Genomic DNA, 21,808 nt, shown 5'->3' with positions numbered 1-21,808 from the left:
CCACATCCAGACACGGGAGCTGGAGTCGAGAGGGGAGTCCACCATGGACTGGAGCAACTTCTGGAGTGTCATCTGGCTGTTCTTCTGGAGCTTCGCCTTCGTGGCGTACCTGTTCGCGCTGTTCGCGATCATCAGCGACCTGTTCCGCGACCACAAGCTGAACGGCTGGTGGAAGGCGGTGTGGATCATCTTCCTGATCTTCGTGCCGTTCCTGACCGCGCTGGTCTACCTGATCGCCCGCGGGCCCGGCATGGCCGAACGCAGCCAGCGCGAGGCGCGCCAGGTGCAGTCGGCGACGGACGACTACATCCGCCAGGTCGCGAATTCCAGCCCGGCCGACGAGATCGCGAAGGCCAAGGCGCTGCTCGACAGCGGTGCGATCACGCAGCAGGAGTTCGACCACCTGAAGGCGCGCGCCCTCTCCGGTCAGCACGCCGCGCCGGCCGCGCCCGCCGCATCCGCCGCCGCCCCGGTGCCGCCCGCCGCGCCGGCCGGTCCCGCCACCCCGCCGCCGGCCGCGCCGACGGTCTGACCCGGTCCGATGAGCGCCGGAGAACCGGCCGCGCCGCCTCCCGCGCGAGAGCAGCGTCGTTGGCCGTTCCGGCGCCGCGCCCGCCCGGCATCCGAGGAGGCGCCGGGCGCACCCGACCACGAGACCGGAGGCGCAGGCGGGGTCGGCCGTGGAACCCGCATCCTGATCGGGCTCGCCGCCGGCGTGGTGATCTCGTTCGGGATGGCCGCCATCACGGGCATCCTGGCCCCGACGCTGCTCGCGCTGATCCTCACGATCTGCGCGCAGCCGGTCCGGGTCTGGCTCGAACGTCACGGCACGCCGCAGGGGCTCGCGACCGGCGCCGTGGGACTGACCGTCTTCGCCCTGCTCGCGGGATTCATCGGCCTCCTCTGGGTGGCGACCGCACAGTTCGTCGGGATGCTGCCCCAGTACAAGCCGCAGCTCGAGCAGCTGGGCGCCCAGATCGGCTCGTGGCTGCAGAGCATCGGCGTCGGTCCCCAGCAGGTGGCGGACATCGAGAAGGGCTTCAAACCGAGCAACTTCCTCAACTTCTTCACCGGGCTGCTCGGGAACGCGTTCGGCCTCATCGCGTTCCTCGTCATCGTGCTGACGATGCTGATCCTGATGCCGGCCGACGCCGCCTACACCCCGAGCCTGCTGCGGCAGCTGGAGCCGACCCGGCCCAACTTCGTGTACGCCTTCGTGACCTTCGGTCACTCCGTGCGGCGCTACATGGTGGTCACGACCCTGCTCGGGGTGGCACAGGGCATCCTGAACGGCATCGTCCTGGTGATCCTCGGCGTCCCGGCCGCCCTCCTGTGGGCGATCCTGTCGTTCCTGTGCAGTTTCATCCCGAACGTCGGCTACTTCTTCGCTCTCATCCCGCCCCTCGTCTTCGGCTACCTCACCGGCGGCTGGGGGACCGTCCTCGCGATCATCATCGTCTACGGGATCATCAACGCCGTCGTCCAGTCGGTCGTGCAGCCGAAGGTCGTCGGGAACGCGGTGGCGCTCAGCCAGACGCTCACCTTCTTCTGCGTGCTCTACTGGGCGGTGGTCCTCGGCCCCATCGGCGCCATCCTCGCCGTCCCCCTCACCCTGCTGGTGCGGGCCGTGCTGGTCGACGCCGACCCGCGCTCGCGGATGTGGCGGCCGATCCTCGGCGACCTCAGGCACACCCGCGAGCTGATGAAGCAGGAGGCGCTGGCGCGCAAGGAGGACCGCCGCCAGGCGAAGACCGGAGCGTCGCGCCCCGTTCCGCCGCCTGCCTAACCGGCGTGCGCGGCGACCGCCAGGTCGCTCCCGCCTTCGACGGTGAGCCGCCGCCCGATGCGCACGCGCTGCGGCTGCTCCGAGAACGCGCCCGCGAACAGCGCCTCGCCCTTGCGGAAGTGCGGCGACTCGGCCAGCACCTCGTGCGGGACGAAGCCGAACACGTCGCCGAGTTCGGCGAGGTCGCGCGGGGAGTTCATCCGCATCATCCCCAGGTTGTCGCACTGCGACAGCACGTTCGGGTGGATCTTGGTGGGACGCTGCGTGGAGAGGAACAGCCACAGCCCGAACTTGCGGCCCTCCGCGGCGATCTGGATGAGCTGCTCGGTCAGCTGCGCCTCCACGCTCGACCGCGGCGACGGCGGGCAGAAGTTGTGCGCCTCGTCGATCACGATGAGAAGCGGACGACGTTCCATCCGCCGCTCCCACAGGTCCTCGAGGATGCCGAGCGCCGCGGCCTGCGGCTCGCCCGGGTGCGAGAAGCCGCCGACGTCGAGCACCACCGCCTGCGGCCGGTCCTCGACCGCCGTCGCCGAGGAGGCGCCGCCGAACGCCCACAGCGGCCAGTCGAGGATCTGGAGGTTGTCGATCCGCAGCCCCAGGCGCCGCAGCGCCGGGTCGTTCGACGCGGCGAGGGTCTGCAGGAACGTGTCGCGCGCGAAGTCCTCGGGGCTCACGTCGAGGTGCAGCAGCGCGTTGAACTGCTCCTCGTCGACGATCGGGTCCAGCCGCGCCACAGCCGCCTTCGACCGCACGCTGAGGTCGACGAAGCGGATGCGCAGCTGCGGATCGCGCGGCGTGCTGGAGTGGAACACCTGGATGCCGAGCCGCGACCAGCGCTCCGCATCCGCCGCATCCACCCCCTCGCGTGTGCGGGCGAGCTCGGTGAAGTCGGCGTTCGGGTCGAGTACCGCGATCGGCAGCTCGGTGTTGAGGAGCAGCTGCTCCAGCACGACGCCGAGCGCGTACGTCTTGCCCGATCCGCTCTGGCCGCACCAGAACGTGTGACGGTTGAAGCGGGAGCCGTCGATCACGGCCGGCGTGTCCGGCGCATCGGCCAGGGTCCCCACGGTGAGCGGAATCATGGGCGGATGCTAACGCCGGCCCGATCGGCTTGGGCACCCCGGAATCCAGCGCCGCTCACACCGGGCGCAGCGACTCCGGGATGGGGAACGGCAGCGTGTAGACGAGCTGCGGCGCGTCGATGGCGCCGAAATCGTCCTTCTTCACGACGATGCGTTCGGTGGAGACCTCGGTCAGTCGCACGCGCAGCCGGCGCCCGTCCTCCAGGGCCAGCTCGTAGCGGTCGGCGAGATAGCCGATCCCCGCCGACTCGAGCCGCTCCTCCCCCGTCAGCCAGTCGACCGGGCCGCTCAGCTCGCGGCCGAGCAGGTCGACCGGCACGAATCCGTCGCCCTCCGGGCGCAGCCAGCCCACGCGCTCGCCGTCCTCGCGGCGGTGCTCGATCCATCCCTGCATTCCGCATACCCTAGCGGCCTCGCGCGGACCTATGATGTGCGCGTCCGCATCCGGTCGCCCCGGCGACCGCGCGGACGCCGGGGCCGAGGAGGTGCGCCATGAGCATGGATGTGGCTGCGACGGGCGAGCGGGCCGAGACGCCGCTCTCCGCGGAGGAGCTGTTCGAGGCGGGACGGGCGGCGCGGGCCGACCTTCCGCGCTCGGCGCACGCCGACTACGACCCCGCGCCGGACCGGAACCCGCTCGGCATCCTGCGCGCGCAGCACGAGGACCGCCTGCAGGACCTCATCGACCTGCGCGTCCAGCGGATGAGCGCCGACCCCTTCGCCTTCTATCGCGGCACGGCGGCGATCCAGGCCGCCGACCTCGCCACCGGCCCGGACACCGGCGCCGAGGTCGTGGTGTGCGGGGACGCGCACCTCGGCAACTTCGGCATCTACCGGTCGCCGGAGGACGCAATGGTGTTCGACATCAACGACTTCGACGAGGCCACGGTGGGGCCGTGGGAATGGGACCTCAAGCGACTGCTGGCCAGCGTCGTCCTCGCCGGCCGCTCGATCGGCCTCCCCGCGCACCGCGTCCGCGAGACGACGGAGGCGACGGTCTCCGCGTACCGGATCTGGCTGGGCCGCGCGCTGGAGGCGCCGCTGTACGCCCGCTACTTCACACCCGCCGCCGTGGAGACGGGCAGCGGGCGCAACCTGCTCAGCAACGACATGCTCAAGCTCATCGACGCGGTGATGAAGGAGTCGCGCAAGCGCACCACGGAGCACGTCGCCCGCAAGACGCTGGAGACCGGGGACGACGGCGTTCTGCGTTTCATCGACGCTCCGCCCATCCTGCGACGCGCGGAACCGGAGGTGCAGGCGCTCGCGCAGTCCGCCTACGACCAGTACCGGGAGACGCTGCTGCCGAACACGGCGCTGCTCACCTCCCAGCTGCGCGTCGACGACGTGGCGCGCCGGGTCGTCGGCGTGGGAAGCGTCGGGACCCGCTGCTTCCTCCTCGCCCTGCGCGGCCCGACGGGCGAGGTCGTCATCCTGCAGCTGAAGGAGGCCGAGCCGTCCGTGGTGGAACGGTTCGGCGGCATCCCCGCGCTGCCCGGCTACCTCGACCTGTCCCTGCTGCCCGACGAGCAGGGCTACCGCGTGGTCGCGTGCCAGCGCATCCTGCAGGCGGTGTCCGAGTTCCTCGGTTTCCTGCGCGTGGAGGGCTTCGCGTTCTACATGCGCCAGTTCCGCAACAGGAACGCGTCGTTCGACATCCCGTCGATGAACCTCGCGCAGTTCTTCGACTACGCCCGGATGTGCGGCGCGGTCCTCGCCCGCGCGCACGCCCGCTCCCCGAAGTCGGCGTTCATCTCCGGCTACATCGGCTCGGGCGTCCCGTTCGTGCGCGCGGCCACGGAGTGGGCGATGCGGTACGCCGACCAGGCGGAGGCGGACTACAAGGAGTTCGTGGCGGCGGCGCGGAAGGGGTACTTCGCGGTCAACTGAGACCGCACACGGTCGCTAGGGGGTGTGTGATGCGGCCCGCTGGGCGGGCGGCAGCAGGAAGGCGCGCACGGCGTCCAGCACCTCGGGGGTGTCGAGGTGGAGGCCGTGGCCGGCGTCGAAGGCGGCGAGGGTCGCGTCCGGGATGCGGTCGGCCAGCAGTTCGCCGTGCGGAAGCGGGGTGAGCGGGTCGCGGGCGCCGTGCACCACGAGCGTCTCGGCGCGGATGCGGTCGAGCACGGCGGCGCCGTCGTGGTCGCGGCTCGCGGCGAAGTGGCCGCGCAGCGCGGGGCGCGACGCGGTACGCGTGAAGAAACGGTCGACGTCCGCGGGGTGCGTCCGGGCCCATTCGGCGTCGAAGAACAGCGGCACCATCCGCGCGCGGTCGCCGCTGAGGAGGTCCGCGACCGCCGCCGGGTCGCGGCGGGAGGCGCTGCGGTCTCCGGAGGTGGTGGCCAGGAGCACGAGGCGCCGCACGCGCTCGGGGTGGTCGGCCGCGAGCCACTGCGCCACGCGGCCGCCCATCGAGTGGCCGACCACGTGGGCCGCCGCGACGCCCGCCGCGTCCAGCACCGCCACGGCGTCGTCCGCGAACGCCCGGGTGGAGTACCGGGCCGGGTCGCCGAGACCGCTCTCGTCGATGCCGCGGTGGTCGTAGGCGATCACGCGGAAGTCCCGGGCGAGCGCGTCCGCGAACGGGCCCCAGCCGTGCATTCCCGTCGCCTGACCGGCGATCAGCAGCACCGGCACGCCGACGCCGCGCTCCTCGTAGGCGATCGGGGTCCCGTCATCGGCGGTCGCGAACTCCGTCATCGCGGACTCTCCGCCGCGGCGGGCACGGCGATGGGACGCTCGCGCACCGCACGGGCGCTCCAGCGTCCGTCCGCCTTGGCGACCCGGATGCGGTGCTCGAACGCCCGCGACACGGTCTCGGTGGTAATCACGTCGTCGATGGGTCCGGCAGCGACGGTACGGCCGTGGGCGATGAGCAGGGCGTGCGTGGTCGTCTCGGGCAGCTCCTCCAGGTGGTGCGTGACGAGCACCGACGCGAGGTCGCGGGCGGTGTGCGCGAGTCCGTCGATCGTCTCGAGCAACTGCTCCCGCGCGGCCACGTCGAGACCGGTGGTGGGCTCGTCGAGCAGGAGGAGCCGCGGGTCGGAGATCAGGGCGCGGGCCACCAGTGCGCGACCCCGCTCCCCCTGCGACAGCGTGGGCCAGCGGGCCTCGCGCCGGTCGTCCAGCCCGACCGAGTGGATGAGCTCCCGCGCCCGCCGCAGCTCGGCATCCGACGGCTCCCACCGCATCGGCGGCTCGAGGGTGCCGGTGATCCCGGTCAGCACGACCTCCGTCACCGTGAGCGGCGAGCGCACCGGATGCCGCGGGTTGACGTGCCCGATGTGGCGGCGCAGCTCCTGGAGGTCGACGCGGCCGAGCAGGCGCCCCAGAACCTCCACCGTGCCGGAGGTCGGGAACGCGACCGCCCCGCAGAACCCCAGGACGGTGGACTTGCCTGCCCCGTTCGGCCCGAGCAGCGCCCAGTGCTCCCCGCGCGGACGGTGAGGTCGATGCCTTCGAGGATGTGCGTCCCGTTCCGGCGGAAGGTCACGTCGCGCAGTTCGAGGACGGTGTTCGGGGTCACCGATCCACCCTATCCGCGGTGGACGACCGGCTCCTCCGTCGCCCGTCAAGGCCCTCGCCGCCCGGAGTGCTCGGTGGGAGTGTGGGTGACATGACGACGATCGCGCCCGCGGGCCTGGCGACGTACGAGGCTGCGGCCGAGACGTCGGACGGCCGCGTCGAACCGCTCCTGGATGCGCTGGCCGCGATCGACCCCCACGCCGTCCCGGTCCCCGGCGACGGACGGACGCGCGAGCGCTTCGCCGCCCTGTCCCGCGTCGCCGCGATGGACGTGACGGCGGCGCGCGTGCTCGAACCGCACCTGGACGCCCTGGCGATCCTCGCCGAGGCGGGGCGCCCGGCCCCGCCCACCGGCACGACCTGGGGCGTGTTCGCGGCCGAGGCCCCGGGAACCTCCCTCGCCGCCGAGCGGACAGTGGACGGATGGACGCTGACCGGCGTGAAGCCGTGGTGTTCGCTCGGCGACCGGCTCACGCACGCACTGGTGACCGCCCACGACGGAGACGACCGGCGGATGTTCGCGGTCGACCTCCGCTCGCCGGGCGTCACGGCCGAGCCCGCGGTCTGGGTCGCCCGCGGGCTGGCCGAGGTGACGAGCGGACCGCTGCGCTTCGACGGCGTGGCCGCCGAGCCCGTCGGCGACCCCGGCTGGTATCTCGAACGCCCGGGCTTCCGCTGGGGCGGCATCGGCGTGGCCGCCTGCTGGTGGGGCGGCTGCGTTCCGTTCTTCCGTGCGCTGGCCGACCGTGCCGCGGCCTCCGACGACCCGTTGCGCGCCGCGCGCACCGGCGAGCTGTACCGGGCCCTTGAGGCGGCGCGTCTGCACCTGGCCCGCGCCGCCGAGGCCATCGACGCGGGCGTCGGCGGGGATGCCGCCGCGGTGCTGTCGCACACCGTTCGCGGCGCCGCGGCAGACGCAGTCGCGCTCACCCTGGCGGCCGTCCGCGATCTGCTGGGACCGGCCGCGCTCGCCTTCGACGAGGCACAGGCACGTCGGGCTGCCGACCTCGAGCTGTACGCCGCCCAGTACCACCGCGGCCGCGACGACGTCTCCCTGGCGAACCGCCTGCCCGGCCTGGACGGCGAGTCCGCCTGGTGGTGACCTTCGACCCGAGCGTCGCCGTGACGGCCCCGCGGGCATGGGAGTCGCTCACCGAGTGGGATACGGTGCCCGCTCTCGCCAAGGTGCCGGCCGAGCTGGTGGTCTTCTCGGCGCATCCGGACGACGAGACGCTCGGCGCGGGCGGCCTGATCGCCCGGGCGGTGCGCGGCGGATCGACGGTCCGCGTGGTCGTGGCGACGGCCGACGAGGCCGAACGCCTGCGCGAGCTGGATGCGGCGCTCGACGAGCTCGGCGTCGCGGCCGCCCCCGACCGCGTGGTGGCGCTCGCTCTGCCCGACGGCGCGCTCAAGCACCATGCGCCCGCGCTCCGTGAGCGCATCGCCGAGCTCCTCGACGCGCTGCCGGCGGAGGGCCGCGGCGGCCGGCTCCTCCTCGCGCCGTGGACGGGCGACCGCCACGGCGATCACCGCACGCTCGGCCGCGAGCTCGCCGCCGCGGCGCGCGACCGCGGCGAGCGCGCCCTCCTGTACCCGGTGTGGCTGTGGCAGTGGGGCGCTCCGGAGGACGTCCCGTGGCCGCGGGTCCAGGTCATTCCGCTGAGCGACGCCGACCGACGAGGCAAGCGCGAGGCGCTGTCCTGCTTCGCGAGCCAGCTGCGGACTCGCGCGAATCCCGACGGCGTTCTGGAGCCCGGCTTCGTCGAGCGCGCCGTGACGGGTCGCGAGATCCTGATCGCCCCGCCGCCGGGCGCCGACGAGCACTTCGAGCGCATGCACCGGGAGCGGGACGACCCCTGGCGGGTCCGGACGCGCTGGTACGAGCGCCGCCGGCGCGCGGTGCTGGCCGCGTCCCTTCCGCGCGAGCGCTATGGACGGGCGATCGAGCTGGGCTGCTCGGTCGGCGAGACGACGGCGGTGCTCTCCGACCGCTGCGACGAGCTGCTGGCCGTGGACGGGTCGGCCGCCGCCGTCGAGACGGCAGCGGAGCGCCTCCGCGACCGTCCGCACGTGACGGTCGAGCGGATGCGCGTTCCGGACGACTGGCCGCCGGGCCACGCCGACCTCGTGGTCGTCTCCGAGTTCGCGTACTACCTGCCCGAGGACGAGTGGGATGCGGTGATCGACCGGATCCACGGCTCGCTCCGCCCCGGCGGCGAGGTGCTGCTGTGCCATTGGAAGGGCGACGCCGACGACTTCGCGCAGTCCGGGGCGTCGGCGCACGCGCGGTTCCGGGAGAGCTCGCCCCTGTCCCCGTCGTCGTGCACCGTGACGCGGAGTTCGTGCTGGAGGTGTTCGCGTGACGCCTATCCGCCGCATCGCCGTCGTCATCCCCGCGCGTGACGAGGAGGGGACGCTGGAGGCGTGCCTCGCGTCGGTCGAGGCCGCGGCGGATCGCGTGCGCGTCCCTGTCGACGTCGTGCTGATCCTCGACGCGTGCACCGACGCCTCGGCACGGATCGCCGCGCGCCACCCGCGGGTGCGCACCTCGACCGTCGCCTTCTGCAACGTCGGCCGCAGCCGCGCCCACGGAGTGGAGTCGGCCCTCGCGGCGAACGACACCGATGGCCTTTGGCTGGCCTTTACCGACGCCGACAGCAGGGTGCCCGACGGCTGGCTCGCGGAGCACCTGCGCGCCGCGACCCGGGCCGACGGGTACATCGGCGCGGTCGTGCCGGTGCTCGACGATCTCGACCCCGTGCGCCGCCGGGTGTGGCTCGACGGCCATCCGCCGGGCGCGACACTCGGCCACGTCCACGGCGCGAATCTCGGGATGCGGGCCTCGGCCTACCGCGCGGCGGGCGGGTTCTCGCCGCTGGACACCGCGGAGGACGTCGACCTGGCCGAGCGCCTGCGCGCGTCCGGAGCCGTCGTCCTGTCCTCCGAGCGGGAGCCGGTCGTCACCTCCGCGCGCCTCTCCGGCCGCGCTCCGCGCGGCTACGCCGGCTACCTCGAGGCCCTCGCCGTCGAAGCCGGCTGAGGCGTCGGGCCCGGGTCACGGTTCGGTCACGTTCGGGGTTCCTTCGACCGCTACCTAGCCGACGCACAGGCCCGCTCCCTACGCTCCCCCGTTATGACGCAGCGAGACCCGGAGGCCCGGTGAGGACGGGGCCGTTCGCCCGCTGGCGCCTGTCCCGGCAGGCGCGGAGCGACGCGGCGGCCGTGCACGACGCGCCCGCCGCCGGCCCCGAGACGACGACGCCCACGGTCGCCGCACTCCAGGCCCGCGCCGATGCGTACGCCCGGCGCGAGGAGCAGCGCTTCTTCCGCGACATGCGCGGCGAGCTGACCGAGCACCGGGTGCTGAGCGCGGAGCTGCGCGCCGATCTCGACGCCTACGACGACCGGCTGGAGCGCCTTCCCGAGACGGACCGGCTGCGGGTCGCGGAGGGACAGGGGCCCGCGTTCGAGGAGCTCCGTCGCCTGGAGCGGCGCATCCGCCGCGCCCATCGCCGGGCCGACCGACTGAGCGCGCTCATCAACGCCCGCTTCACCGCCGCCCAGCTCCGCGCCGCACGGAGGTTCGACCGCACCGACGAACGGACCGCCGTCTACTGGGGCGCGCTGCGGCGGGCCACCTCCGGGCGCGTCGCCGCGCAGCCCGCCCCGATCCGCCGCGCCGGCTGGCTGTCGTCGCGCGGCACCACCGTCGATGCTCTGCATCCGATCGCCCCGCACGAGACCGACCCCAGGAGGACCGATGCCCCGGCGTGAACGACTCAAGGACTACCGCGTCCCCCGCACCGGCGGCCTGCGCCGCCGCCTGCTCTGGCGCCTGCGCCGCATGCGCCACGCGGTCGACGTCGAGACGCTGGAGGTGTTCGAGCACGAGCTCGCCGCCTTCGAGCGCGCCGGCGTCGCCGACTTGGAACGGCAGCGCACCCGTAACGTCGCCGCCGCGTCCGCCCGCGTGGCGGAGGCGCAGGCGCGCGAGGAGCTGATCCGCCGCGCCCTCGACCGGGTCGAGACGGACATCCGCCGCGCGGACGTCGACGCCGAGCGACTCGACGCCAAGCTCGCCGGACACGACCCCGACTTCCACACCTACGCCTGAGAGGACGCCATGGCTCGCGACATCGTCACCCGCCCTCCCCGGATGCGCCCCCGCGTCGGGCACGTCTCCCCGCTCGCCCACGTGCTCGTCTACGTGCTGCTGGTCGCCATGATCGCGGTGGACTACATCCTGCTCGCGCAGGCGCTGACCCTGCTGCTGCGCAACGACAGCCAGTACGGCTCCATCGGCGTGCAGATGTACGTCATCACCCTGGGCATCTCGCTCGCCGTCGTGACCCTGCCGCATGTGACCGCCATCCTGCTGCGTCGCGTGCAGGCCGGGGTGATGTCGCGCCGGTGGATCGCGGTCTCGATCGTGCTCGCGCTCGTCTGGGCGGCCATCCTCGCGGCGATCACCATCGCCCGGATCAAGGCGGGCATCGACGCGCAGAGCGCCGGCGGCCTCACCGGCCTGGTCGGCGGCTCGCAGACCGCCGCGCCCGCGGGCTTCTCGTGGACCGCCCCCGACACGATCATGGCGTTCCTCATGCTCGGCGTGCTCGTCACCTCCGGCGCGATCAGCTTCGTCGTCGCGTGGCTCACCACCCGGCCTCTGCTGACCGCCGCGGAGAAGGCCCATGCCCACGCCGCGCGACTCCGCGTGCACCGGGACCGCCTGCTCGGCGAGGCCGTCGCCGCACAGGAGCGCACCCGTTCCGCCCTGCTGCTCGACGCGCACGACGTCGTGCGGTACACGGGCGCCCGCGTCACGTTCCACTCCCGGATGGATGTGGTGCGCGCCCAGCTCGCCACCCGCCTGGCGCAACGCGAACGCGACCCGGAGAGCACCAGCCAGATCATCCGCGAACTGCGGTCCCACCGCATTGTCGAGGCGCCGGACGTCGTGCCCCCGCTGCCGCCGACCGCGCCGGCCGCGCCGAGCGGAGGCGCCCAGTGAGTCCGCGCCTCCGCCCACGCCTGCTCGCCGCCGCGGCCGCCCTGGTCGCGATCACCGCCGGCCTCACCGCGTGCACGCCGGCCACCGCCTCCGGCGAGGCGTGCGACCAGTCGCACAAGCGCAACCTCGGCGTCGTCGCCGGCAGCACCGCCAATGCGCCCGCGGTCGCCCTGCCTGCATCCGCCTCCTCGCAGCTGGAGGCGGCGGGCAAGACGAACGGGTCCGTGACGGTCGTCGTGCCCTCCGGCACCCCGCAGGTCATGGGCACGACGGCCCTCGGCTCGTCGGCGCAGGATGCGATCGTCTGCCAGAACGACCAGCGCACGAAGCTGACCCAGATCACGTCGTACATCGACGGGCTCAAGGCAGCCGCGCCGGAGGTCGACTTCCTCGGCGCGATCGACCAGGCCGCCCGCAACCTCGGCAGCGACCCGATGGGCGTCATCGTCGTCGGCAGCGGCCTCCAGACGACCGACCCGCTGAACTTCGCCGGCACCGGCCTGCTCTACGCCGACCCGGCACAGGTCGTGGCCGATCTCACCGCGCGCAACCTCCTCCCCTCCGATCTGAAGGGCGTCACCGTCTACTGGTCCGGGATGGGCGACGTCGCGGGCGCGCAGCAGCCGCTCACCGTCCCCGCGCGCAGCAACCTCGAGGCGATCTGGTCGAGGGTCATCACGGCCGCGGGCGGCACCCTCTCGCTGCTGCCGGAGCCCGCGTCGGGAACCGCCGCCGCGTCCCTCCCCGCCGTCACGCCGGTGACGGTCGAGGCGGTCGCGACCAAGACCGACTGGACGAAGCCCGTCGTCATCCGCAACAGCGACCTGCTGTTCACGAAGGACACCGCGAACTTCTCCGACCCGGCCGCCGCGCAGAAGGTGCTCGCCACCCTGGTGCCCGCCATCGAGCAGAACGGCAAGACCGTGACGATCACCGGGACCGCCTCCAAGGACCAGGCGAAGGACAACGCCGCCGACACTGCCCTGTCGTTGCGTCGGGCGAATGCGGTCAAGGCGGCGCTCGTCGCGCTCGGCGTGCCCGCCGCGTCGCTGCAGACCGCGGGGGTCGGCTACGAGTGGTGCGGCTGGAAGGCCGAGACGGATGCGTCGGGCGCGTACTCGGACGCGCTGGCGGAGCAGAACCGCACGGTGATCCTCACCTCGGCTGGAGTCGGGCTCTGCGGCTGAGCGGACTCTCACCACGCGAGGGAATCCGGTGACGGCGACCGCGGTTGCCACACGCATGACCACTATCGGACTCATCGGTTCAGGCCACATCGGATCCCAGCTTGCGCGCCTCGCGGTCGCGCGCGGCTACGACGTGGTGCTCAGCAACTCCCGCGGCCCCGAGACCCTGCAGGGACTCGTCGACGAGCTCGGCGAGCACGCCCGCGCGGCGACCCCCGCCGAAGCGGCCGCCGCGGGCGACATCGTCGTGGTGACCACCCCGCTCGCCGCGGAGGCCACCCTTCCGGTCGAGGAGCTCGCCGGCAAGATCGTCATCGACACCAACAACTACTACCCGCACCGCGACGGCCACATCGCGGAACTGGACGACGAGTCGACGACCGTCGCCGAGCGCCTGCAGAAGGTGCTCCCGACGTCCAAGGTCGTGAAGGCCTTCAACCACATCGGCGCCCGGGAGCTCACCAGCCAGAGCCAGCCGGCCGGCACCGAGGGCCGCCGCGCCCTCATCGTCGCCGGCGACGACGCGGGTGCGCGCGAGCGGGTCGCCGAGCTCATCGACGAGTTCGGGTTCGACCCGGTGGACATCGGCGAGCTGTCGGAGGGATGGCGCGCTCAGCGCGACACCCCTGCGTACGTGAAGCGCTACGACGCGGCGGAGCTGCGCGAGGCGCTGGCGGCGGCGAAGCGCTACCGCGACATGTGACGCGAGGCGGCGGTGGGGTTCAGGCGGCCGACTCGGCCGGAAGGAGCTCCACCGTCACCACGGCGTCGTCGGACTCGGCGGCCGCACGCGAGGTCAGGTAGCTTCCGCTGACGAAGGCGGTCAGCCCGAACAGGAGCGCGACGACGAGGTCGGCCCATTCGGTGGGCGTGAGGTGCTGCAGCAGCCCTCCCGACGCCTCGCGGGCGTCGCCCGCTTCCGGTGCCAGGAGCAGCCCGACCGCCAGCGCGCAGACAGCGGCGGAGAATCCGAGGACGTACCAGGCGATTTCTTTCACATGCCTAGCAAACGCCCATCCGGAGGGCGGCAGTAGAGCCTTGTGCTGCGTACGGCGGCCGTGTTATAGGCGCCGCGCGCACAAACCTCTGTACAAGCGCATGCGAACGCAACAGAATGACGTTACATGAGCAGTCCTCACGTGATCCGCACGCCGGACCAGCGGCTCCGGATCTTCGTCTCCTCAACGCTCCAGGAGCTCGCCGCCGAGCGGCGGGCCGCCCGGACGGCCATCGAACGCCTCCACCTCGCACCTGTGATGTTCGAGCTAGGCGCTCGTCCCCATCCCCCGCGCGAGCTCTACCGGGCCTATCTGGAGCAGAGCGACGTGTTCGTCGGCCTCTACTGGGAGCGCTACGGCTGGACCGCCCCGGACGAGGAGGTGTCCGGACTCGAGGACGAGTACAACCTCTGCCCGCCCGAGCTGCCGCGCCTCCTCTACGTGAAGAGCCCCGCCGACAACCGAGAGCCGAAGCTGGCGACCCTGCTCGCGCGCATCCGGGACGACGACCGCGCCGCCTACAAGTACTTCGAGACGCCGAAGGAGCTGACGAGCCTCATCGAGAACGACCTCGCCACGCTTCTCGCCGAGCGCTTCGACATGAGCCGGGCCGCCGTCACCGCCGACGTGGCCAGCGATGCCGACCGCGTGGTCGAGCCGGTGCGCCTGCCGGTGCCGCTCACCGGGCTGGTCGGGCGCGACGACGACATCGCCTCGATCGTGGACCGGCTGCGGCACGGCACCCGGTTCGTGACGCTGGCCGGTCCCGGCGGCATCGGGAAGAGCCGGCTGGCCATCGCGGCGGCCCGCGCCGCCGCGCAGGACTTCGAGGACGGCGCCGTCTTCGTCGACCTCTCGGCCGTCCACGACCCGCAGCGGGTGCCCAACCGGATCGCGCAGGCGCTCGGCGTGCGCGACACCGGCGACGCGCCCATCCTGGACAACCTGGTCACCGCGTTGCGCGACCGCCGCATCCTGCTCGTGCTCGACAACTTCGAGCAGGTACTGGACGCGGCCCCCCAGCTGACCGGGCTGCTCGCCGCCGCGCCCGGCCTCTCCATCCTCGTCACCAGCCGCTCCCTGCTGCGAGTGAGTGCGGAGCAGAGCTACGAGGTGGGGCCGCTGGCCGAGGACTCGGCGGTGAACCTCTTCGTCGAGCGCGCACACGCGGTGAAGCCCGACTTCGAGATCACGCCGGAGAACCAGGACGCGGTCGCCCGGGTCTGCGCCGCCCTCGACGGCGCCCCGCTCGCGATCGAGCTCGCCGCGGCCCGCATCCGGGTCCTCTCCCCCGCCGAGCTGCTGGAGCGCCTCGACCGCCGGTTGTCGGTGCTCGTGGGCGGCTCCCGCGACCTCCCGGAACGGCAGCAGACGATCCGGCGCACCATCGAGTGGAGCACGCAGCTGCTGACTCCCGACCAGCGTCGCATGCTGGCGCGGCTCGGCGTCTTCGAGGGCGGTTTCACCCTGGAGGCGGCCGAGTCGGTCGGCGACGGCGACGGGATGGACGTGCTGAGCGAGCTCGCGGTGCTGATCGACTCCAGCCTGGTCTCGCAGCACGACAGCGACGACCGCCCGCGCTTCACGATGCAGGCGATCGTGCGCGAGTACGCCCGTGAGCAGCTGGCGACCGACGGCGAGCTCGACAGCGCGCGGGAGGCGCACGCGCGGTACTTCATCGACCTCGGAGCGCGGGCGCGACTGCCGCTCAAGGCCGGCGGGCAACGCGAGTGGATGCAGCGGCTCGGCGACGAGCGCGACAATCTGCGGGCTGCCGAGCGCTACCTTCTGGACGCCCGCGACTGGGACCGCGCGGCTCAGCTCGCCTTCCCGCTGTTCCTCTACTTCTGGGTGACCGGGCTGCTCGGCGAGGTGCGCACCTGGATGGACGAGCCGCTCGAGTCCGGCGACACCCTGCAGGACCGCACGCGCGCCATCGCGCTGTACTTCACTCGCACGATCCGGTTCTGGAAGGACCCGGACGGCCGGGTAGCCGCCGACCTGTCGGAGGCCGCCGACCTGTTCCGCCGGTGCGACGACCGCTCCGGCGAGGCGATGGCCATGATCTCCCTGGCCCTCGCACTCATGGCGGGCGAGAAGCCCGACACCGCCCGCGCGGGCGAGGTGATGGACCGCAGCCTGGCGCTGTTCCGCGAGACCGGCGACGGCTGGGGCGAGTCGATGGCGCTCGTCCTGCTCGGCCGCGTGGCCCTCCTGCAGCAGCATCTCCACACCGCCTTCGAGCGCTTCGACGAGTCCCTCGCCCTGACGCAGCGCAGCGGGGACGCCGTCGGCGGCCGGATCGCCGCGTACCACCTAGGCTGGGCGCACCTCCTGCTCGGCTCGCCCGAGGACGCGCGCAAAGACTTCGCCCTCAGCGTCACGCTCTCCACCTCGCTCGGCCACATAGAGGGCATCGCGTACGGCCTCGAAGGACTGGCCGCGGTCGCCGCGCTCGCCGGCGACGTGGACCGGGCCGGACGCCTCGCCGGGGCGGCCCACGCGCTCCGCGAGCGGTCGGGCACGCACAACGGGCCGACCTTCACCTTCCACCAGCGCTACCTGGATCGGCTGGCCGCGGTCACGGCTCCCGGACGCCTCGCCGCGGCGGTCGCGGAGGGCCGCGAGCTCGGGGTGGAGCAGGCGGTGGCGGAGGCGCTGACCGAGCCCGCGATCAACTGACCGCTTGAACGTTGGAACCCCGGCACCAGAACGGTGCCGGGGTTCCGCCAGATCCCGGTGGGCGCACCCGAAACGCCGGCCGGGATGGTCTGAGGGTCAGGCGATGAGCGCGTGCTCCGAGGTCTCCTCGGCGCGGGCCGGCGACACCCAGGCGCCGTACACGGCGACCCGTGCCGACTCCTGCGTCGCGTACACGCCCAGCTCGCGGCCGGTGCAGTCGGTGGCGACGAAACCGTCGTGGTTGCGGTCCACCATGCCGACGTAGGCGGTCGGGGTCGAGGCCACCCACAGCGCCTCCGCAGGCGAGTGCCACGTGACGTACTCGGTGGGGAGATCGATGATGTCGGCGAGCTGCTCGGCCATGGTCCTTTTCCTTACTTCTCTTCCGTCCGGGGTCGATCGCAAGATCTATTCAGATGATCGAACTATCCACGAAACGAAGCAAGAAAATGGCGGGGCCTTGTTTTCCCTCAGATCATCCGCTATAAGCGGTGGCCCAGCGTCATCGCTGGGACGGCGGACGCAGCTCCGACTCCTCCATCACGACCATCCCGGAGGCGCGGGCGCCGGTCTGGATCATGGCCTCGATCCAGTCCTTGTTGAGCGTCGGGACCTTCGATCCGGAGAAGAAGATGTGCAGGGGGACGCCGTTGTCGACCCAGATGGTGTGACGGCCGCTCCCGAGCTCCGCGGGGACCGGCCAGGTGAGGAAGAAGTTCTCGCCGCGACGCAGCTTGGTACTGACCGCGATCTGGATGTGGAAGAGCAGACGGTCATCGAGTTCGTAGCTTTCGCCGTCGTAGCGGAGGGTGCCCACGGGTGCCTTTCGTGTTTCGGGTTGGCGCGCGTTCTGTGCTCACCGAAGCATATACGCGCCCGATACAGGTGTATCGTGACCGCGCGATAGAGTTTTTCGTAACCCGATGAAAGGAATCACGGCATGATCGTTCACCGCCTCACGGTCGATGGAAAGGACTACTTCCTGCCCGATCCGGTGGACGACCTGCGCGGGAAGATCCTGGAGGCCGTGCGCGCCGGCGGCGGCTACGTCACCATCCCGCCGCTGCGCGGGGGGCCCGGCGTCGACGTGCTGTTCTCCCCGGGCATGCCCGTGACGTGGGCGCAGATCGAGGTCGACCCGCCCGCTGCGCGCCAGGAGGAGCCGCGCGTCGACATCGACTCGTTCGACGCGCTCTGAAGCATCGAGGATGCGCGCGACCTCCACGAGGTCGCGCGCATTCGTCGTCTCAGGAGCGCTTGGTGCGGGCCCGGTACCAGGACCGCAGTGCGGTGGCCGGCTGGGGCTTCGAGATCCAGTAGCCCTGAGCGCGGTCGCATCCCGCGTCGGCCAGGCGGTCGAACTGGAGCTGATCCTCGACGCCCTCACCGACGACCCGGATGCCGCGGCGGTGCGCCTCGGTGATGATCTGCGCGACTTCGCGGACCCGGTCGTCGTCCTGCACCAGGCTGCGGTCGAGCTTCAGCTCTCGGGCGTGCAGCGACTCCACCCGGGCGAACGACGAGTGCCCGGTGCCGAAGTCGTCCACCGAGATCGTGACGCCGCGGGCGGCCAGCGCCTCCAGCGGAGCCGCTACGCGCTCGGGGTGCTCGATGCTGTGACTCTCGGTGACCTCGACGACCAGCGTGTTCGGATCGCAGCGGCCGGTCGCGAATGCTCCGTCGAACATGTCGTAGAGCGACGGGTCCTCGAGCTGGGTGGCCGAGACGTTGACGGCGACGTCGATAACGCAGCCGGGCACGTACTCGGAGGTCACGTCTGAGATGATGCGCGCGGTGAGGAGCGGCAGCAGGCCGGTCTTCTGGGCGACGTCGACGAAGACATCGGGAGCGATGGGCCCCCGCGCGGGATGCGTCCAGCGGGCCAGCGCCTCGACGCCCACCACGGAGCCGTCGGCGACCGCGACTTGCGGCTGATAGGCAGCAAGAACCTGGCGCTGCGCCAGCGCGATCTCGAGATCGCGGGCGAAGTCCTCGAGGGTCCCGTCCACCAACGTCATCTTTCCGATGGTCCCCATGGGCGGGAGGGTTGTCAACTTTTCAGCCGACCCCTTGCGTAAACCACCCTCCACCCGCTAGCGCGCCCGGCGTCGGCGATGCCGCACGCCTCCCGCGATAGCCAGAAAGGTCGCCGCCGCCGCCCCCGCGACGACCGCGACCACCAGGTCCACCGCGACGACGGCAGGCTCGATGGCGGTCCCGACCGGCGCGAACGCCAGCACGATCGCCGCCAGCGCGATCGCCGCGGCGAAGGCTCCCGCCGATGACAGTCCTTGCATGGCCTCATCCCCCGTCCGAAGGCCTTCGTACGGGTCGGACTATATCGACCCGGCACCCCGCCGGGGAGACACCACCTGCCGTGTTTACCGAATCGTCACCAGCCGGCCGTCCGGCTCCTCGTCGCCCGGCGGCCGGCCCCAGGCGTCCCGACCCTACGCGGCGGGGAGCTCCGCGGGATAGGGCTGGTCGGCGTCCGCCGAGCGGCTGACCGGCGCCCAGGCCAGGTCGGAGGCGAGGAGGCGGCGGTCCTGGGCGACGCTCATCTCGCTCGCGTTGACGCCGAGCGGGAGGTTGGTCGGGATGTCGTCGCGCTTGGCGACGGCGACGAGGATCTCGGCGGCGCGGACCGGGTCGCCGGCCGGCGCGCTCCCGCTCTGCCGGACCCGCGCGTTCATGAGGCCGACGGTCTGCTCGTACTGCTCCGGGATGTCGTGCACCTCCATCGAGGCGCCCGCCCAGTCCGTCCGGAAGCCGCTCGGTTCCACGACGAGCACCTTCACCCCGAACGGCGCGGCCTCGGCGCGGAGGACGCGGCTGAAGCCGTCGATCGCGAACTTGGCCGCCTGGTACGAGGCGATGCCCGGGGAACCGCCGACGCGGCCGCCGACGGACGAGAACTGGATGACCAGCCCGCCGCCCTGTGCGCGCAGCAGGGGGATGGCGGCCTTGCTGACGTTGTAGACGCCCCAGAAGTTGGTCTCGAACTGCGTGCGGACGTCGGCGTCGTCGGCCGTCTCGATCGGCGCGACGTTGGCGTAGCCGGCGTTGTTCACGATGACGTCGATGCGGCCGAAGCGCTCGCGCGCCTCCGCGAGTGACGCAGCGGCGCGAGCCGCGTCGGTGACGTCAAGGGCGAGCGGGAGGATGCGGTCGCCGTACTCGGCGACGAGGTCGTCGAGCTGTTCCGGCCGGCGTGCGGTGGCGGCGACCCGATCGCCGGCCTGGAGGGCGGCGATGACTAAGGCGCGGCCGAAGCCGCGCGAGGACCCTGTGATGAACCATGTCTGTTCCATGACGTTAATGAAACACCGTTTCGCTAAGTAATGCAACTCGGTTGCGCTAAGCTGGGCTCATGAGCTCCGCCGACACCTTCCAGCGGGCCCGCTCCGCCGAGGCCAAGGCCGCCCGCGAGCAGGCCATCCTCGATGCGGCCCGGGCGCTCGCGTCGGACCGCGGCATCCGCGAGATCACCCTCACCGACATCGCCGACGCGGTCGGGATGCACAAGTCGGCCATGCTGCGCTACTTCGAGACGCGGGAGGAGATCTTCCTCCGGCTGACCGCCGACGGCTGGCGGGAGTGGACTCCGGTGCTGTGCGACCGCATTCGCACCGCCTCCACTCCCTCCGGCGTGGCCGCCGCCTTCGCACAGACGCTCGCCGCGCGGGGAGCGTTCTGCGATCTGCTCGCGCAGGCGCCGCTCAACCTCGAGCGCAACGTGTCGGTGGACGCGGTCCGCACCTTCAAGCTGACCACCGGCGAGAACCTGGCCCGGATCGCCGAGGCGGTCCGAGAGGCGCTGCCCGACCTCTCGGACCCGGCGGCGCGCGACCTCGTCGCCGCCGCGACCTCTCTGGCGGGCACGTTCTGGCAGATCTCCACGCCGCCGGCGCCGATCGCGGAGCTGTACCGCTCCGACCCCCGGCTCGGGCACGCGCTCGTCGCCCTCGAACCGCGGCTGCACCGCATCCTCACTGCTTACCTGACGGGGGCTCTGGCGGGCTGAACCGCAGGAGGCGCCGGGCGTACGGTGTCGGCGTGACCGACGCCACCACCGCCTCCACGTCGACCGGCCGCCGCGGCGAGCGGTCCGGCCGCACACCCGCTTTCGCCGTCTGCATCGCGGTCGGCGCGCTGACCATCCTCGACCTGTCGGGGGTGAACGTGGCGCTGCCATCCATCCAGCGCTCGCTCCACGCCGACTCGACCCAGCTGCAGCTGATCGTCGCCGGGTACGCCCTCGCGTTCGGCCTCACCCTGATCCCCTCCGGGAGGCTCGGCGACACGCGGTCGCGCAAGGCCATGTTCGTCATCGGGCTCATCGGGTTCAGCCTCGCCAGTGCGCTGTGCGCCCTGGCGCCCGGCATCGTCTGGCTGACCGTCACCCGCTTCCTCCAGGGGGCCGCGGCGGGCGTCCAGATGCCGCAGGTGCTCGGGATGATCCAACAGCTCTACCGAGGAGAGGAGCGCGGGCGCGCGTTCGGCGTCTTCGGCGCGATGGTCGGCATCGCGACGGCGATCGGGCCGACCCTCGCCGGCTCGCTGATCGCCATCGGCGGCGCGACGGAGGGCTGGAGGCTGCTGTTCTGGTTCAACGTGCCGTGCGGCGCGATCGCGCTGTTCTTCGCTCTGCGCTACCTGCCGAACCGCCAGGACCGGGGGCAGGGCGGGACGCAGCTCGACCCGATCGGCCTCGTGCTCCTCGCCGTGTCCATCCTGGGCCTGATGCTGCCGTTCCTGCTCACCACGGGCTCCTCGACCGACGACCCGAAGCGCTGGCTGTGGCTGATCGCGTTCGTCGTCGCGGGGGCGGCGTTCCTGCTCTGGGAGCGTGCGTACCGGCGGCGCGGCCTGTCGCCGATCGTGCACCTCGAGCTGTTCCGCATCGCGTCCTATCGCAACGGCCTGCTGATCGCCGCGGTGTACTTCGCCGGGCTCCCGGCGAGCTTCCTGGTGACCACGCTCTACCTGCAGGAGGGGCTGCACGCGCAGCCGCTCGCCGCGGGGCTGGTCAGCGTTCCGTTCGCGCTCGGCGCCGCCGTCTCTGCATTCGTCGGTGGCCGGCTGGTGCAGAGATTCGGTCGGGCGCTGGTGGTGACCGGCCTCGTCATCGTCATCGTCGGCATCGGCGCACTGCTGGCGTCCGCGACCCTGGCGCCGCCCTCCACGGCGGCGTGGTTCATGGCCGGGTCGACGCTGATCGGCGGCATCGGCGGCGGGTTCGTCATCTCGCCGAATCAGACGCTGACACTGTCCGAGATCCCGCCGGAGGAGGGCAGCGCGGCCGGGTCGATCGCGCAGCTCGGGCAGCGGATCGGGACGGCCGTCGGGATCGCGCTGGTGACGGCGGTGTTCTTCGCGACCGTCCCGGGCGGAGGGTCGCATCCGGTCGCGCAGTACCACGACGCGGTGCGCAGCGGATACCTGATGACCCTCGGTCTGCTCGCGGTCGCCCTGATCGTCGGGCTGGTGGATCTGCGCGAACGCCACAAGGCCGGCAAACGCGGCGTCTGAGC

Annotated in this window: 23 protein-coding genes and 2 pseudogenes; 15 read left to right on the top strand and 10 right to left on the bottom strand. The window is 72.3% G+C overall.

The window, feature by feature from the left end:
* Window positions 1-43: 43 nt before the first annotated feature.
* Window positions 44-532 (top strand): hypothetical protein, encoded by a 489-nt coding sequence (locus A0130_16515; GenBank protein ID ANF33048.1) that lies wholly within the window; start codon window positions 44-46, stop codon window positions 530-532.
* Window positions 533-541: 9 nt separating this feature from the next.
* Complete coding sequence (locus A0130_16510) at window positions 542-1,786, top strand: AI-2E family transporter (protein ANF33047.1); 1,245 nt, start codon at window positions 542-544, stop codon at window positions 1,784-1,786.
* Here A0130_16510 and A0130_16505 read toward each other — a convergent pair.
* Entirely contained in the window at window positions 1,783-2,871 is a 1,089-nt protein-coding gene (locus tag A0130_16505) for an ATPase (protein ANF33046.1), read from the bottom strand. The genes A0130_16510 and A0130_16505 overlap by 4 nt on opposite strands.
* 55 nt (window positions 2,872-2,926) lie before the next feature.
* Entirely contained in the window at window positions 2,927-3,265 is a 339-nt protein-coding gene (locus A0130_16500; GenBank protein ID ANF33045.1) for a hypothetical protein, read from the bottom strand.
* A 98-nt stretch (window positions 3,266-3,363) separates the two neighbouring features.
* Between A0130_16500 and A0130_16495 the strand changes: the two genes are divergently transcribed.
* Window positions 3,364-4,761, top strand: a complete 1,398-nt coding sequence (locus tag A0130_16495; protein ANF33044.1) for a hypothetical protein — start codon at window positions 3,364-3,366, stop codon at window positions 4,759-4,761.
* A gap of 15 nt (window positions 4,762-4,776) precedes the next feature.
* Here A0130_16495 and A0130_16490 read toward each other — a convergent pair whose 3' ends face one another.
* Complete coding sequence (locus A0130_16490) at window positions 4,777-5,571, bottom strand: alpha/beta hydrolase (protein ANF33043.1); 795 nt, start codon at window positions 5,569-5,571, stop codon at window positions 4,777-4,779.
* A pseudogene (locus tag A0130_16485) lies at window positions 5,568-6,397 on the bottom strand (ABC transporter ATP-binding protein). Before A0130_16485 ends, A0130_16490 begins: the two are co-directional and overlap by 4 nt.
* A gap of 18 nt (window positions 6,398-6,415) precedes the next feature.
* Between A0130_16485 and A0130_16480 the strand changes: the two are divergent.
* The 8 genes and pseudogenes from A0130_16480 to A0130_16445 all read left to right on the top strand — a co-directional run bounded on the left by A0130_16480 (window position 6,416) and on the right by A0130_16445 (window position 13,297).
* The gene (locus A0130_16480) at window positions 6,416-7,498 is read left to right on the top strand and encodes a hypothetical protein (GenBank protein ID ANF33042.1); all 1,083 of its coding nucleotides are present in this window, start codon (window positions 6,416-6,418) and stop codon (window positions 7,496-7,498) included.
* Window positions 7,492-8,759: pseudogene (locus A0130_16475) on the top strand (hypothetical protein). Before A0130_16480 ends, A0130_16475 begins: the two are co-directional and overlap by 7 nt.
* A complete protein-coding gene (locus A0130_16470; GenBank protein ANF33041.1) occupies window positions 8,756-9,436 on the top strand; it encodes a hypothetical protein in 681 nt (226 codons plus the stop codon). Before A0130_16475 ends, A0130_16470 begins: the two are co-directional and overlap by 4 nt.
* Window positions 9,437-9,555: 119 nt before the next feature.
* On the top strand, window positions 9,556-10,170 hold the full coding sequence (locus tag A0130_16465; protein ANF33040.1) for a hypothetical protein: 615 nt from the start codon (window positions 9,556-9,558) through the stop codon (window positions 10,168-10,170).
* Complete coding sequence (locus tag A0130_16460; GenBank protein ID ANF33039.1) at window positions 10,157-10,510, top strand: hypothetical protein; 354 nt, start codon at window positions 10,157-10,159, stop codon at window positions 10,508-10,510. The genes A0130_16465 and A0130_16460 overlap by 14 nt, the downstream gene beginning before the upstream one ends.
* Window positions 10,511-10,519: 9 nt before the next feature.
* A complete protein-coding gene (locus A0130_16455; GenBank protein ID ANF33038.1) occupies window positions 10,520-11,407 on the top strand; it encodes a hypothetical protein in 888 nt (295 codons plus the stop codon).
* Window positions 11,408-11,448: 41 nt separating this feature from the next.
* A complete protein-coding gene (locus A0130_16450) occupies window positions 11,449-12,594 on the top strand; it encodes a hypothetical protein (protein ANF33503.1) in 1,146 nt (381 codons plus the stop codon).
* Window positions 12,595-12,649: 55 nt separating this feature from the next.
* The gene (locus A0130_16445; GenBank protein ANF33037.1) at window positions 12,650-13,297 is read left to right on the top strand and encodes an NADP oxidoreductase; all 648 of its coding nucleotides are present in this window, start codon (window positions 12,650-12,652) and stop codon (window positions 13,295-13,297) included.
* A gap of 19 nt (window positions 13,298-13,316) precedes the next feature.
* On the opposite strand, the gene A0130_16440 is transcribed toward A0130_16445, so the two are convergent.
* Window positions 13,317-13,592, bottom strand: a complete 276-nt coding sequence (locus A0130_16440) for a hypothetical protein (protein ANF33036.1) — start codon at window positions 13,590-13,592, stop codon at window positions 13,317-13,319.
* A gap of 141 nt (window positions 13,593-13,733) precedes the next feature.
* On the opposite strand from A0130_16440, the gene A0130_16435 reads away from it, so the two are divergent.
* Complete coding sequence (locus A0130_16435) at window positions 13,734-16,274, top strand: hypothetical protein (protein ID ANF33035.1); 2,541 nt, start codon at window positions 13,734-13,736, stop codon at window positions 16,272-16,274.
* A gap of 96 nt (window positions 16,275-16,370) precedes the next feature.
* Here the strand turns inward: A0130_16435 and A0130_16430 are convergent, their stop codons facing one another.
* Both A0130_16430 and A0130_16425 read right to left on the bottom strand, forming a co-directional pair.
* On the bottom strand, window positions 16,371-16,637 hold the full coding sequence (locus A0130_16430; protein ANF33034.1) for a hypothetical protein: 267 nt from the start codon (window positions 16,635-16,637) through the stop codon (window positions 16,371-16,373).
* Between the two features lie 139 nt (window positions 16,638-16,776).
* Complete coding sequence (locus tag A0130_16425) at window positions 16,777-17,091, bottom strand: hypothetical protein (protein ANF33033.1); 315 nt, start codon at window positions 17,089-17,091, stop codon at window positions 16,777-16,779.
* Window positions 17,092-17,214: 123 nt separating this feature from the next.
* On the opposite strand from A0130_16425, the gene A0130_16420 reads away from it, so the two are divergent.
* Entirely contained in the window at window positions 17,215-17,472 is a 258-nt protein-coding gene (locus A0130_16420; protein ANF33032.1) for a hypothetical protein, read from the top strand.
* Between the two features lie 49 nt (window positions 17,473-17,521).
* Here the strand turns inward: A0130_16420 and A0130_16415 are convergent, their stop codons facing one another.
* From A0130_16415 to A0130_16405, 3 genes are all read right to left on the bottom strand, one after another.
* Window positions 17,522-18,310, bottom strand: coding sequence for an EAL domain-containing protein (locus A0130_16415; protein ANF33031.1), 789 nt, complete (start codon window positions 18,308-18,310; stop codon window positions 17,522-17,524).
* Window positions 18,311-18,367: 57 nt separating this feature from the next.
* Window positions 18,368-18,571 (bottom strand): hypothetical protein, encoded by a 204-nt coding sequence (locus A0130_16410; GenBank protein ANF33030.1) that lies wholly within the window; start codon window positions 18,569-18,571, stop codon window positions 18,368-18,370.
* Between the two features lie 153 nt (window positions 18,572-18,724).
* A complete protein-coding gene (locus tag A0130_16405; GenBank protein ANF33029.1) occupies window positions 18,725-19,585 on the bottom strand; it encodes a short-chain dehydrogenase/reductase in 861 nt (286 codons plus the stop codon).
* A gap of 59 nt (window positions 19,586-19,644) precedes the next feature.
* On the opposite strand from A0130_16405, the gene A0130_16400 reads away from it, so the two are divergent.
* Together A0130_16400 and A0130_16395 are read left to right on the top strand one after the other, a co-directional pair.
* On the top strand, window positions 19,645-20,298 hold the full coding sequence (locus tag A0130_16400; protein ANF33028.1) for a TetR family transcriptional regulator: 654 nt from the start codon (window positions 19,645-19,647) through the stop codon (window positions 20,296-20,298).
* Window positions 20,299-20,330: 32 nt separating this feature from the next.
* Window positions 20,331-21,806 carry an MFS transporter gene (locus A0130_16395; protein ANF33027.1) on the top strand — a complete coding sequence of 492 codons (1,476 nt, stop codon included), beginning with the start codon at window positions 20,331-20,333 and terminating at the stop codon, window positions 21,804-21,806.
* The last annotated feature ends 2 nt before the right edge of the window (window positions 21,807-21,808 follow it).

Origin of the sequence: Leifsonia xyli, assembly GCA_001647635.1 — a bacterium.
Taxonomy (GTDB): Bacteria; Actinomycetota; Actinomycetes; order Actinomycetales; family Microbacteriaceae; genus Leifsonia; species Leifsonia xyli_A.
Note: the sequence above shows the minus strand (reverse complement) of the source record. Positions and strands in the feature narration are given on the sequence as shown.